The following is an 11,779-nucleotide window of genomic DNA, read 5'->3' on the forward strand; positions in this document are numbered from 1 at the left end:
ACGGTACTCCGACGACGACTCCCAAAGCGGTGAAGATTTCCGACAAGCCGAAGGACATGCTGAGATTTGACCTTGAGAATGAGATGGAGACGATCCGCGGCTATCGGCAGAGAATTCGCCAGGCGGAGGCCATGGGTGAGTATGCGCTGAGTGAGGTGCTGCGCAAAATCATCGCCCAGGAGCAGGAGCATTTCATGGATCTGGCCGAAGCGCTGGGCATCGACAACCCCGTCATCGAACAAGAGTGATGGGTGGAGGGGGGCAGTACCACTGATTTCACATGAAACCCAATTCTGACCGCAGACGTACTTCTATTAACCAGCCACCCTCCTGTGCCATGCGTACTTGTTTGATGCTGCTGCTTGCCGCCGGGCTGACGCTCTGCACCCGTGCCGCCATCACGCTGCCTGCGATTTTCAAAGATCACATGGTGCTGCAGCGTGACCAGCCGATCCCGGTCTGGGGCTGGGCGGAGTCGGGGCAGGAGGTAAATGTGAGTTTTGCGGGACAGACCAAGATCACCAAGGCTGATAAAGAGGGCCATTGGAAGGTGGTGCTCGATCCGCTGCCTGCGAGCAAAGATCCTGGCATCCTGCGAGTGTCAGGGCAAAGCACGGCGGTGGTCAAAGATGTGCTGGTGGGGGAGGTGTGGCTGTGCTCCGGCCAGTCAAACATGGCGATGACGGTCAAAGGAGTGGCAGATGCCGAAAAGGAAATGGCGGCGGCAGATTTCCCCCTGATTCGCATGTTCTTTGTGCAGTCCTTCACCGCCACGACGCCGCAGGAGCAGGGCAAGGGTGTGTGGCAGGGCTGCTCCCCGCAGACGGTTCCCAATTTTTCCGCTGCCGCTTATTTCTTTGGGCGGGAGCTGCATCAGACTTTGAAAGTTCCCGTGGGTTTGATCAACTCGTCCGTCGGTGGTACGGCGATTGAATCCTGGACGAGCATGGAGGTGATGCAGAAAGAAGCGCAGATGCAGCCGCTGCTGAAGCGTTGGCAGAAGGACGTGGATTTGTTCGAGCAACCCGATAACCACGCGAAGAATGAGGCCGCCAAAAAACAATGGCAGGAAGCTTTGAAAGCGGCGCAAGCGGCCAAGCAACCCGCGCCTCCTCAGCCCACTTATATGGGCAGCGATCCTCTCCATGCCAACCGCCCCGGGAACTTGTTCAATGGAAAAATTGCGCCACTGATCCCCTTCGCGCTGCGTGGTGCGGTCTGGTATCAGGGCGAGTCGAACGCGGGCAATGGTTCGCTCTATGCCCTGCAACTTCCTCTCATGATCCGTGACTGGCGCGCACGCTGGGGCAGGGAGTTTCCCTTGGCCTGGGTTCAGCTGCCCAATTTTAAAAATCGCGATGCTGAGCCGAATGCCCCCGCCGCCTGGGCGCGGCTGCGTGAGGCGCAGTCCAAGGCACTTGCCGTTCCCAACACAGGGATGACCGTCAATCTTGACATTGGTGACGCGGTCAACCTCCATCCCACCAACAAACTGCAAGTCGGTCACCGGCTCGCGCTGTGGGCGCGGGCGAAAGTCTATGGTGAAAAAATTCTGTGGAGCGGACCGCAGTATGAAAGCCATGCCATTCAGGGCAGTGAAGTCGTGATTCAAATTCAGCATGCGGAAGGGCTCAAAACAGCCGACGGCGGCGCGGTGGTGAAAGGTTTTGCCATTGCGGATGAAAGCCAGCACTGGCAGTGGGCGGATGCGCGCATTCAAGGCAAGGCTGTCATCGTGTCGCACAGCAGCCTTCAGAAGCCCGTGGCGGTGCGCTATGCCTGGGCCAACAATCCCGAGGTCAATCTGATCAATGCGGCCAGCCTGCCCGCGGCCCCTTTTCGAACGGATGACTGGCCGATGGACAATGCTTCACTGCCGCCCAAGACCGGTGCTGGCAAGCCGTAGAGAGTAGTGTTGATGAAAACCTCTGCCAATCGAGGAAGCGAGAACTTCAGGACAAGGTGGTCAGTCTAACGCGCAAGCATCGACAGAACACCGCCGGCGTGGTTTGCCCAAGGCGCCAGGTTCATACAACCAAAACACCTGGCCTGAACGAATGCATTGGCATGACGGACACGACCGTCAAACGCCCTCTTTTGCCATGCTTTTCCCGATGCTGTGACGTCAAGATTGCCACTATCTGCGGAATCAATTGAGGAGAGGTGCAAGGCCCAGGGGACTCCCGCAAACATGAATCCTGCCGCAGTTGCCTGAAAAATCCCATGGGTATCGAAACGCTTCTCCGAAAATGTCAGATTCCACTTCTAACAAGATCCAGAATGAACCTCAGCGTCTCGCGGTGGTGGACGACCACGCCATCATCCGTGGCGTTTTTTTGACCTTGGTGGAGGACGATTCTGATCTCACCATGGCCTGGATGGCCGCCTCGCTGACTGAAGCACGGGCCAAACTCGAAAGGGACGTGCCCGATTTTCTGGTGATGGATGTGGAACTGCCGGACGGCAATGGCTTTGAATTCATCCTCGAGGTTTTGAAGCAGTTTCCACTTCTGCCGGTGCTGATGGTGTCTGCGCAGACGGACAAGAGCTATCCCACGCGGGCCAAAGCCTGTGGTGCCAAGGGCTTCATCGGGAAGGAGGCTTCGCTCGAACGTCTCGTGGATGCTGTGAGCGCCATTCAAAAAGGTGGCGTTTGGTTCACCGGCACCGATTGAAGCGGCGCATGTACACTGCTGGGAACGAAGGCCCTGATGGAGGCATCAGGGCGCACCCTGATGTCTGAGTCAATACATCAGGTATTACCTGAGGGGCTGGGCAGGTCCGGGTCGGGTTGTGAGATTCATGGGGTTTCGTAGTGGTTCCTCATGAAAACATTTCAATCCTTCACTGTGTCGTCCTCCAGCGATGTTCCCAGCCATGACGGGCAACCGCTTGATGAGGAACTGATGTGTGCCATTCAGATGCAAGATCCACTGGCCATGGAGACCTTGTTTCAGCGCTACCGGACACTGCTCCGAAGTGTCATCCAGCGGATTGTGCCTGATTCCACCGCTGCGGACGACGTCCTGCAGGAGTGTATTCTGGAGGTCTGGAATCATGCCGACCACTTTTCCGCTGAGAAAGGCAGGGCGCTGGGGTGGATCGTAACTCTGGCCAAACGCCGGTCGATTGACTATCTGCGCCGGTCCCAGGCCTATAACAACGCCAAGGACAGGATGGAAAATGAAACCCGGCTGAGGCCGTACACCACGAATGCGGCGCTGGACTGCGAGCATGCCGACATTTCCCGGGTCCTGCATCAGCATCTGAACCGGCTGCCAGTCCACCAGCAGCAGGTCATCGACCTAGCCTTCCTCAAGGGAATGAGCCAGCGTGAAGTCGCGGAAGTCACGCACACGCCTCTCGGGACGGTGAAAACACGGATGGAACTCGGCTTGAAGAAACTGCGGTCGTCCTTTCGCGGCCGGAATGAGATGGAAAGCCTGCAATGTTCCTGATCCGTGAGAAAAGCTGCCTGGGGCGCAGCCTCAAGAAAAAAGAGTCCTGTCCGGCTAGCTGCCGGACAGGACTGAGAACAAGCTAAGCGGGGGTTTTGTGCGAAGAGGATTGAGGTCTTCTCTTAGCCGCCTGTTCAAGGAGGACATCGTTTCATGCGGTGAAAGCGGATGCCCTGATCTTGAGAACGCAGGCGGGCGCGTGGCTATTGGTTTGCCTGGCTGTTGACCCATTCGACGGCGGCACGGATCAATTCAGGGGCGGTCTGGACCTTGAGCTTTTCTTTGATATGGGCGCGGTGGGTTTCCACGGTCTTGACGATGAGGAAAAGAGTGAGGGCAATCTCGCGAGTGCTGCGGCCTTCCCCGAGGGCGTGAAAGATTTCGAGTTCGCGGTCGCTGAGCTGGTCCACGGCCGAGCCGCAGCCATTGGACGTGCGTCCATTGAGAAACGTATCGAGAAGACGGCCGCCAATGGCTTCGCTGAGGTAGAGGGATCCGTCGAGGACACGGCGGATCGCCTCGATCACTTTTTCAGGTGCCTCGGCCTTCATGATGTAACCGCGGGCGCCCACGCGCAGGGCACGCTCGGCGTAGAGGTTTTCGTCATGCGAGGACAGCATGAGGGCCGGCAGGGTAGGGTATTGTGCGCGGATGGATTTGATCACCTCAATGCCGTTGGTGCCATTGATGGAGATGTCCACGATGAGCATGTCCGGCTTGAGTTCCTCCACGGAGGACATGGCCTGGGCTGCGGAGCAGACGCCGCCGCAGACAAGCATGTCCGGCTGATGATTGATGAGCTGGGTGATGCCGTCCCGAAAGATGGGATGGTCATCCACGATCAATACACGCCGCTGCAGCTCTTTGGCGGGAGGCTCCTTCGTTCCGAGTGTGCTGTTGGAGACTTTCTAGGGGGCACCGGTGCGTGGGTCAGGGCTGGTTCAGGTTTCAGACTGGGTGGAAAAGCGGTAGAGCATTTTGCGCAGGGCCTCGGCGGTGACGGGCTTGACGATGTGCTCGGTGAAGCCTGCAGCATGCACGCGTGCAATATCAGCCTCCATGCCGTAACCACTCATGGCGATGGCAGGAATGTCCGAGTGCTCCCGCAGCATTGCGATGACTTTATAACCCGAGCCGTCGGGCAGTCCGATGTCGCTCAGCAGGAGATCGAACGTGCCCTCCGCCAGCGCCTTGCGTGCTTCTGCCAGTGTGCTGGCGACAGTGACGGTGTGATTCCAGCGCGTCATCAGCCGGTGGAGAACATGGCGCGTGTCGTCGTGGTCCTCAACCAGCAGCACGCGCAAGGAACGAGCAGGCGCGTCCGAAGAGAAACTGGGCGTGGCAGGCGCATTTTCAGGAACGCTTCCGGCGGTAATGACGGGAAGCTCGACGATTAATGTCGCGCCCTGCTTATGCCCGGCACTGCGCACGCTGATGGTGCCGCCGTGTGCTTCGACCAACCCCTTGGCGACAGTTAACCCCAGCCCCAGGCCGCCGAAATGCCGTGTGGTGGCGGCCTGTCCCTGCTGGAAACGCTCAAAGATGGTTTCGCGGAAATGCGGAGGCACGCCCGGGCCTGAGTCCTCCACGGTGAGTGAGAGCTGGTCGCCGTACTCGGTCAGAGAGAGACTCACGGTGCTGTCATCGGGCGCGTATTTGAAGGCATTCGAAAGCAGATTCATGAACACGCGCTGCACTTTGTCACCATCCACTTCCGCAACCACTTCGGCGGGTCCCTGAAGTGCGACGCTGATGCCGCGCTCGCTGACGATGGATTCAAAGATGTTCGCCATGGCGCGTGCCATGGCGGCGAGATCAATGCGAGAGTAATGGAGATCCAGCCTGCCGACCTCCAGCTTTGACACATCCAGCAGATCATTGACGTATTTGTGCAGGAGGAGGGCATTGCGGCGAACCACGGTGAGTTCGCGCCGTGCCGCGGGGTCTTTGGCCGTCTGTAGCAAATGCTCGACGGGGGCGAAAATCAGCGCCAGCGGCGTGCGCAATTCATGGCTGACGTTGGCAAAGAAGTTGGTCTTGAGCTGGTCAAGCTGCGTGACCTTTTTGTAGAGATCGTTCAATTCGCCGTAAGCGCGCTCCAGCTTCACCCCTTGCTCCGCAGACAGGCGCGCGGCCTTGAGCATGCTGAGCATGCTGAGGATGTGCGGGATCAGCGGCGGCAGGACCACCGCCGTGGTCACGGACGCGATGGCGGTGATGAGCTTTACCCAGCCGGAAAGCCAGGAGCGTGGGTTCTCCGCCGTGAGAGTCCACACTTCCATGAAGTGCGTGGCGTCACAGGCCACAATGAGGATGGCGAAGGCGATCATGATCCAATGAAACGGGAGTTCATTCTGCACACGATAAACCAGCCAGACGAGAGTCGTCGAGATGGCCACTTAGGAAAAGCCGATGAGCAAGTCCGAACCGCCATGCAACTGCATCAACTGCTGATTGAACAAATAGCAGTGGGAGTGGGGCATGAAGTAATCACCCCACTCTCACGCCGGAGGAGAGATAGAAGCCCGCAGCGAGCAGCACGAAAACGGCGGCGAGAAGGACGGATTGGAGAAACGAAGGTTTCATGGCATTGTGGCAGCACGGCATAAGCTCATGGCGCTGGTGCGGAACACAGGCTCATGAGGGAAACAAGTTCGGGTGATTGATTGGAGCTTGAGACGGGCTGGGCAACTGAAACGCAGATGTGGGGAAGTCATGGGACCGCCTCTCAATCACAGTGCGGGGAGGATGATCTGGGAGAGCAGGCAAGCATCTTCGGGTACATGACGCTGCAGCAAGGACGCGCCGTTTGCCTGCATCATTCGGTGTGCCGTATATAAGCCGAGGCCATAGCCGCCGCGACGTGTCGTGGAAAGTGGCCGGCCCCAGGTGCTGGTGTCCAGCGCCTCGTTCTTCGGCTCTCTGAGTTCAAAGAGAACCTGGCCGCTGGCCGCTGGCTGCGCGAGCAGTGACAGTCACGGGATCGCCCGTGGAAAAATCCGTCGCATTGGCCAGCAGTTCGTGAAAGACCGTCGCCATCATGGACACATCCACATTCACGCGTTCGTCGCCGAGTTCATCCACCCAGAGAACCTCCAGAACATCCTGCAGAGATGCATGCTTTTCGCGCCAGATTTCGAGCAGCACGCGGGCGTGGATTGGCGCGGCGAAGGGCTGCGGATCTTGAAAGAGAGCGGCAAGTGAGCGCAATTGCACGGCGAGCGCACGGAGCTGCTTCTGGATGCGCTCCACGCTTGCCATGGCTTCTCCATCCGTCACGAGCTCGTTGAGGAGGGTCGTTTCCAGATCAAGGCTGTTCAAGCCGTTGCGTACATCATGCGTGTGCTGCCGCACAAACCCGGCCACGCGTTTCCAAGGAATTTCAGGTGCGGAATTCATGTGGTTTTGTATGCGAGGTGTGGAGCGCATGGTTGTCACAAAGTCATCTATTTCACAAGTGACTCCCGCAAGTGACATGGAACTGGAGGCAGGGAGAAATTGGCACGACCAACCGGCCTGCTAGTTGCGAATTTCGGAGATATGATTGATTCACGCATGATCTGTGTGACCACCTGTTGTGGCACGAATATTAACCGGGCTCCGGGATCCAGCAGACAATGAGCACCCCTACCCAGAACGCCACCGTTTCACCAGCGAACACCACGGCTGGCAAACGGCTGCTGGTGGTGGACGACCATCCTGTCTTTCGGCACGGAATCTGCCATTATTTGAGCCAGTTCAGCGACGTAACTGTATGCGGTGAGGCGTCCAATGCGCAGAGCGCGCTCGTGGTCATGCGGCTGCACAAGCCCGAGGTGGCGCTGCTCGACGTGTCCATACCTGGAACGAACGGGATTGAGCTCATCAAACACATGCTGGCCGAGCAACCATCGCTGATCATTCTCATGATCTCCATGCACGATGAATCCCTCTGGCGGGGCATGAAATTAAACGCGTCCGGACCGGGCCTGAGCTGCGATGAGCATTCGAAAATATCACCTCGATTTGCACTATGGAAATCATTGACCAAGCGATCCACATCGACCTGCCTCTGCAGACCGTCTATAACCAATGGACCCGGGTTGAGGATTTCCCGCTGTTCATGAATGGAGTCACTGAGGTGCATCAGCAGGACTGCAACCGGGTGGAATGGCAGGTGAAGCTGGGCGGCAAGAAGAAGACCTGGCTGGCGGAGATCATCGAGCAAGAGCCGGATGCCTGCATCGCATGGCGCAGCACGAACGGAGTGGAGACTTCTGGCAAGGTGGTTTTTACTTCGCTGGGCATGGACTGCACCCGCGTGCATCTGCACCTGAACTACACGCCTGAGGGAGTTTTTGAGAAGGCGGCCGCTGCTCTGGGACTGGTCAAGGCGCGGGTGGTGGGAGATCTGTTGCGCTTCAAGGACTTTATCGAGGGAGCGGTCGTTTTGCCAGATGGCTGGCGTGGCACCATCGGTGGCCACAGCTACAGCCGGGAGGAGATGGTGCATACGCCGAATAGCAGTCACCCAATGCTGAAGACGAAACACTGCAGCCCAAGCGCGCAGATGAGTTTCAATTCAGTGTGCGTGGAGTGATGCTTTCGCGCCAGCCATGATGGCGGAGGAATCAGCCGTCTTCACGCTTAGGTTCTCTAGTTCTGCCAGGCGCGGTGATTCCTCGGCGTAGAAGAAGGTGGCCGACTGGCCGGCTCCGGTACTGGTGGCAATGCTTTCATTCTCAAGAACTGAGATGATGAGGTCAGACAACCAAAGCAAATCGAAGGAGCCGGCCGCGCCAGCTGCGACCTCACTGTTCTGCGTGGACCCGGCATAAGCCGGCACTGATGCGGGAAGGGGATTGCACTGAGACATAGGGGTGATGGATGCATGACGCGCACGAGATACGGTCATGGGCAAGATTCACACGACAGGCGGACGGCGGCCTGAAATGAGCGATATCAGGAACAGCACGAGAAAAACCACGAAGCAAACTTGGGCGATCCATGCCGCAGTTCCGGCGACGCCGCCGAATCCAAGCGCCCCAGCAATGAGAGCGATGATGAGAAATGTGAGAGTATAAGATAACATAATATGCCTTTCTGTTACCTATGTTTCGCGTGTGGCGGCATGGGCGGCCGTATCTATTTGGCCCCGCTGACAAGTGTGTCGTGACTACGCGGTCATGCGGGCGTTTTCGATCAGCGTCAGCAGATGGCGCTGTGCGCGCAGCACGGGCTGCTCATTGCCAAAGGCCAGATCCAGGACCGGCATGGTTTTATGGATGCGCTCCTCCAAGGCCTCCTCGTCGTCATCCAGATGGGCTGCTGCGTCCGCCAGTTTGACCAACCGTGTCTGCCAGTCGCAGGCTTGCAGACGCTTGAGATGAACGCCTTCGTCCAAGTCGGGGGCACGGCTTAAACGCTCCACCCGGGATGCGATGAGGCGGCCAAACTGGCTTTCAATTTCGTCCAGCGAGACATCGGTTTTATCCAGCACATTGTGCAGCAGCGCGGTGGCCAGCACGGGAGCGTCCTGACAATGATAGACTGCCGTGAGCGTTACCGCCACGCGAGTGGCCTGGGCAAACGAAGGAGGGACTTCATTGGGCGGCACTTCGCCAGCATGGGCATGGGCTGCGAAGGCGGCGGCTTTTTGCCAGAGCGGCTGGGAGATGGCGGCTGCGATGTCCGCCTGCTGCTCATGCAGCTGGTCGTAGAAAAAGGAAGCCATGACATTCATGCCTCATAATCGTGCCTGCTCCGGAATCCGGATGTGAGCTGATTAACACCGCCTGTTTTTGTCTCTGAGCATTTTGTGAACGTGGCAGCAATCAGTCGAGGTTCAGCTTGCGTCCAAGACGTGTGAGAAGCCGGTGAATGCGGTCCGCTGTGTCGTCCCGCTGTTCGCGGGCTATGGACCAAGCGACGAGGGCGCCAACGAGGACACCTGCACCGAAAAATCCAAGTGCCGAGGTGCCTGGATGTTCACGCAGCAGACGTTCGCCGGAGTGCAAAACCTCAGTGGCATTTTCTTTGGTTCTACCCAAGGCCCGGTCTGCCGCTCCAGCAGTGTCACTCCCAATGGCACTTTCCCAGACACGAGCTGCCTTTTCGGAAGGATTCTCAGGGGCGTCCAGCGTGGGAATGGTTGGATTGTTCATGGTGTTGGCTAGTTGAGGGTTCAAAGACTAATCGCCTGCAACTTGCGCTGCGGTTGTACGGGTTCCCCTTCACGAGCTGTCTTGAACTAGCCTTTACTGGACTGACGGGAGGCCAGCCGAGATATCGCCTCCTGCAAGGCGGAGAACTCGACCGGCTTGGTGAGGTGCTCAGAAAATCCCGCCTGCTGGCTGCGCTCGACATCATCGTCCATGCCAAAGCCGCTCATCGCAATGGCAGGCGGACGCCAGCCGTGGATTGCGAAAAACTGCTCCAGAAGTTCGGTGCCACGCCCATCGGGAAGTCCGATGTCTGAAATGAGCACGTCAAATTCGTACGCACGAGCGACTTCGAGGCTCTCGGCAAGGGAGGCCGCAGTGCGGACGATGTAGCCGCGCCGCGTCAGCAGCCGTGTCAGCGTGCCCAGCGTGTCAGGATGATCTTCGACAACCAGCAAACGCAGACCTTCATGCGGGGAGAACTGATGCTTCGACTCTCCGTTGGGCTGATCTGAAGGCATTGCGGAGGGGAGACGGACGGTGAATTTGGAGCCGCAGTTGGGGCCGTCACTGTGCGCAGCGATGACGCCGCTGTGCATTTCCACCAAAGCCTTGCTGATGGCCAGCCCGAGACCGAGGCCCGCATGAGTGTGCAGCGCGCCCTGCTCAAAAGCGTCAAAGATGCGGTCCAGCTTGTCGGGCAGGATGCCAATGCCTTGGTCCGCGATCTGGACGCTGATGCGGCCTCCCGGTTCGGTGACATAGGTGCTCACTTCGATGATGCTGTCCTCCGGGCTGAAATTTGCGGCGTTGGTCAGCAGATTCCAGAAGACCTGCTGCAACCGGGCGAAATCTCCGCGTACATGCGGGTCGGGGGCTTCCAGCTTTTCCGCCACTCGAATCCGTCGTGCGGAAAGGTCCGGCTGGCAGGTTTTGATCGCCTGGTGCAGCGCCTCGTGAACATCGGCGGGATGCAGTTCAAGGCGCAGCTTGCCATTGCGGATGCGGGCGAGGCTTCCTCACCCGTGGCGACCGTTTTGATCTCGATGTCGTCGTGGCCGAGCAGCTCGACGATGCTCTGCCGCTCAATGTCGTTGTCTTCGACGACTAGCAGACGCTTCGTGCGTGGAGCGACGAAGGTTTTGATTGCTTTCCAAATCTTCCGTGGTCGCCTGTTTCACGAGGTAGGAGAATGCGCCGCGTGACAAGCCGTGGCTGCGCTCCTCCTCCAGAGTGATGATCTGCACCGGGATGTGGCGGGTTTCGGGGGAGAGCTTGAGATTGTTCAGCACCGTCCAGCCGAGCATGTCGGGGAGGAAGCTGTCGAGAGTGACTGCAACTCAGCCGTGAGCTGCTGGCTCTGCTGCAGGAGGGCTTCCGTGCGCATCGTCGCCTCAATGGTGTTGAGCACGACGCCGATGGACTGCGTGAGCTGTTCGAGGAAGTTGAGATGGCCGTCGGTGAAGGGGTGCATGGCCGCCAGTTCAATGACCGCCTTGGTCTGGGCTTCATACAGCACCGGCAGCACCACCACATTGGCGGGCCGTGTTCTGCCGAGGGAGGAATGGATGGGCGTGTAATCCTTCGGCACCTCGGTCAGGAGCACACGCTGCTTTTCCCGTGCGCACTGGCCGACGAGGCCGTTGCCGAGCTCAATCTGGTCGGGCAGATCCTTTTCATTCGCGTAGGTGGCCAGGCGTTGCAGCCGTGGATTTTCATCATCGCCGGAGGTGAGCTGATAGACCGTGCCCTGCTGCGAATCGACCAGCGGCGCGAGTTCGGAGAGCAGCATCTGACCGACGGTGTAAAGATCACGCTGGCCCTGGAGCATGCGGGTGAACTTCGCGAGGTTGGTCTTGAGCCAGTCCTGCTCCTTGTTGCGCTCCGTGGTGACGCGGAGGTTGTCGATCATCGTGTTGATGTTGTTCTTCAGCTCGGCCACTTCACCGCGCGTCTCCACCTGGATTGAGCGGGTCATGTCGCCCTTCGTCACGGGGGGGGCACTTCAGCGATGGCGTGCACCTGGGTGGTGAGGTTATGCCTTAGTCGATGGTGCCGAGGAGATGATTGTTGAAATTATTTCCATCTTGTTCAACGAATGACATTGCTCTGTCTGCACGCTTCATGAAGGGAGGTTTAATTCGCGGGGCCCGTTGCTGCCAAAAAGAGGTAGCTTCAAGC

Annotated in this window: 15 protein-coding genes and 1 pseudogene; 6 read left to right on the plus strand and 10 right to left on the minus strand. The window is 58.4% G+C overall.

Annotation, left to right across the window (positions count from 1 at the left end):
* The 4 genes from ACIREA_RS15855 to ACIREA_RS15870 all read left to right on the plus strand — a co-directional run.
* Window positions 1–248 (plus strand): ferritin-like domain-containing protein (locus tag ACIREA_RS15855; RefSeq protein WP_397383268.1); only part of this gene is annotated, 248 nt, incomplete at its 5' end.
* An 89-nt stretch (window positions 249–337) separates the two neighbouring features.
* Window positions 338–1,906: a sialate O-acetylesterase gene (locus ACIREA_RS15860; RefSeq protein ID WP_397383269.1), complete on the plus strand. Its 1,569-nt coding sequence runs from the start codon at window positions 338–340 to the stop codon at window positions 1,904–1,906.
* A gap of 343 nt (window positions 1,907–2,249) precedes the next feature.
* Window positions 2,250–2,675, plus strand: coding sequence for a response regulator transcription factor (locus ACIREA_RS15865; RefSeq protein WP_397383270.1), 426 nt, complete (start codon window positions 2,250–2,252; stop codon window positions 2,673–2,675).
* Between the two features lie 150 nt (window positions 2,676–2,825).
* The gene (locus ACIREA_RS15870) at window positions 2,826–3,458 is read left to right on the plus strand and encodes an RNA polymerase sigma factor (protein WP_397383271.1); all 633 of its coding nucleotides are present in this window, start codon (window positions 2,826–2,828) and stop codon (window positions 3,456–3,458) included.
* Between the two features lie 203 nt (window positions 3,459–3,661).
* Here the strand turns inward: ACIREA_RS15870 and ACIREA_RS15875 are convergent, their stop codons facing one another.
* The 3 genes from ACIREA_RS15875 to ACIREA_RS15885 form a co-directional block, all read right to left on the minus strand.
* Window positions 3,662–4,297: a response regulator gene (locus ACIREA_RS15875; RefSeq protein ID WP_397383272.1), complete on the minus strand. Its 636-nt coding sequence runs from the start codon at window positions 4,295–4,297 to the stop codon at window positions 3,662–3,664.
* A gap of 102 nt (window positions 4,298–4,399) precedes the next feature.
* Window positions 4,400–5,857: an ATP-binding protein gene (locus tag ACIREA_RS15880; protein WP_397383273.1), complete on the minus strand. Its 1,458-nt coding sequence runs from the start codon at window positions 5,855–5,857 to the stop codon at window positions 4,400–4,402.
* 529 nt (window positions 5,858–6,386) lie between these two features.
* Window positions 6,387–6,857 carry a hypothetical protein gene (locus tag ACIREA_RS15885; protein WP_397383274.1) on the minus strand — a complete coding sequence of 157 codons (471 nt, stop codon included), beginning with the start codon at window positions 6,855–6,857 and terminating at the stop codon, window positions 6,387–6,389.
* A 218-nt stretch (window positions 6,858–7,075) separates the two neighbouring features.
* Between ACIREA_RS15885 and ACIREA_RS15890 the strand changes: the two genes are divergently transcribed.
* A complete protein-coding gene (locus ACIREA_RS15890; RefSeq protein ID WP_397383275.1) occupies window positions 7,076–7,564 on the plus strand; it encodes a response regulator transcription factor in 489 nt (162 codons plus the stop codon).
* On the plus strand, window positions 7,471–8,037 hold the full coding sequence (locus ACIREA_RS15895; protein ID WP_397383276.1) for an SRPBCC family protein: 567 nt from the start codon (window positions 7,471–7,473) through the stop codon (window positions 8,035–8,037). Before ACIREA_RS15890 ends, ACIREA_RS15895 begins: the two co-directional genes overlap by 94 nt.
* On the opposite strand, the gene ACIREA_RS15900 is transcribed toward ACIREA_RS15895, so the two are convergent.
* From ACIREA_RS15900 to ACIREA_RS15930, 7 genes and pseudogenes are all read right to left on the minus strand, one after another.
* The gene (locus tag ACIREA_RS15900) at window positions 8,020–8,352 is read right to left on the minus strand and encodes a hypothetical protein (RefSeq protein ID WP_397383277.1); all 333 of its coding nucleotides are present in this window, start codon (window positions 8,350–8,352) and stop codon (window positions 8,020–8,022) included. The genes ACIREA_RS15895 and ACIREA_RS15900 overlap by 18 nt on opposite strands.
* Before the next feature lie 9 nt (window positions 8,353–8,361).
* Entirely contained in the window at window positions 8,362–8,529 is a 168-nt protein-coding gene (locus tag ACIREA_RS15905; RefSeq protein ID WP_397383278.1) for a DUF1328 domain-containing protein, read from the minus strand.
* 84 nt (window positions 8,530–8,613) lie between these two features.
* The gene (locus tag ACIREA_RS15910; RefSeq protein ID WP_397383279.1) at window positions 8,614–9,171 is read right to left on the minus strand and encodes an HD domain-containing protein; all 558 of its coding nucleotides are present in this window, start codon (window positions 9,169–9,171) and stop codon (window positions 8,614–8,616) included.
* A 100-nt stretch (window positions 9,172–9,271) separates the two neighbouring features.
* Window positions 9,272–9,601: a hypothetical protein gene (locus tag ACIREA_RS15915; protein ID WP_397383280.1), complete on the minus strand. Its 330-nt coding sequence runs from the start codon at window positions 9,599–9,601 to the stop codon at window positions 9,272–9,274.
* A gap of 86 nt (window positions 9,602–9,687) precedes the next feature.
* Window positions 9,688–10,494, minus strand: a complete 807-nt coding sequence (locus ACIREA_RS15920; RefSeq protein WP_397383281.1) for an ATP-binding protein — start codon at window positions 10,492–10,494, stop codon at window positions 9,688–9,690.
* Window positions 10,495–10,683: 189 nt separating this feature from the next.
* Window positions 10,684–10,905, minus strand: a complete 222-nt coding sequence (locus ACIREA_RS15925) for a hypothetical protein (RefSeq protein WP_397383282.1) — start codon at window positions 10,903–10,905, stop codon at window positions 10,684–10,686.
* A gap of 23 nt (window positions 10,906–10,928) precedes the next feature.
* Window positions 10,929–11,644: pseudogene (locus ACIREA_RS15930) on the minus strand (GAF domain-containing protein); the annotation flags it as partial.
* Window positions 11,645–11,779: the final 135 nt, after the last annotated feature.

It is taken from the genome of Prosthecobacter sp. (genome assembly GCF_044373815.1).
Taxonomy (GTDB): Bacteria; Verrucomicrobiota; Verrucomicrobiia; order Verrucomicrobiales; family Verrucomicrobiaceae; genus Prosthecobacter.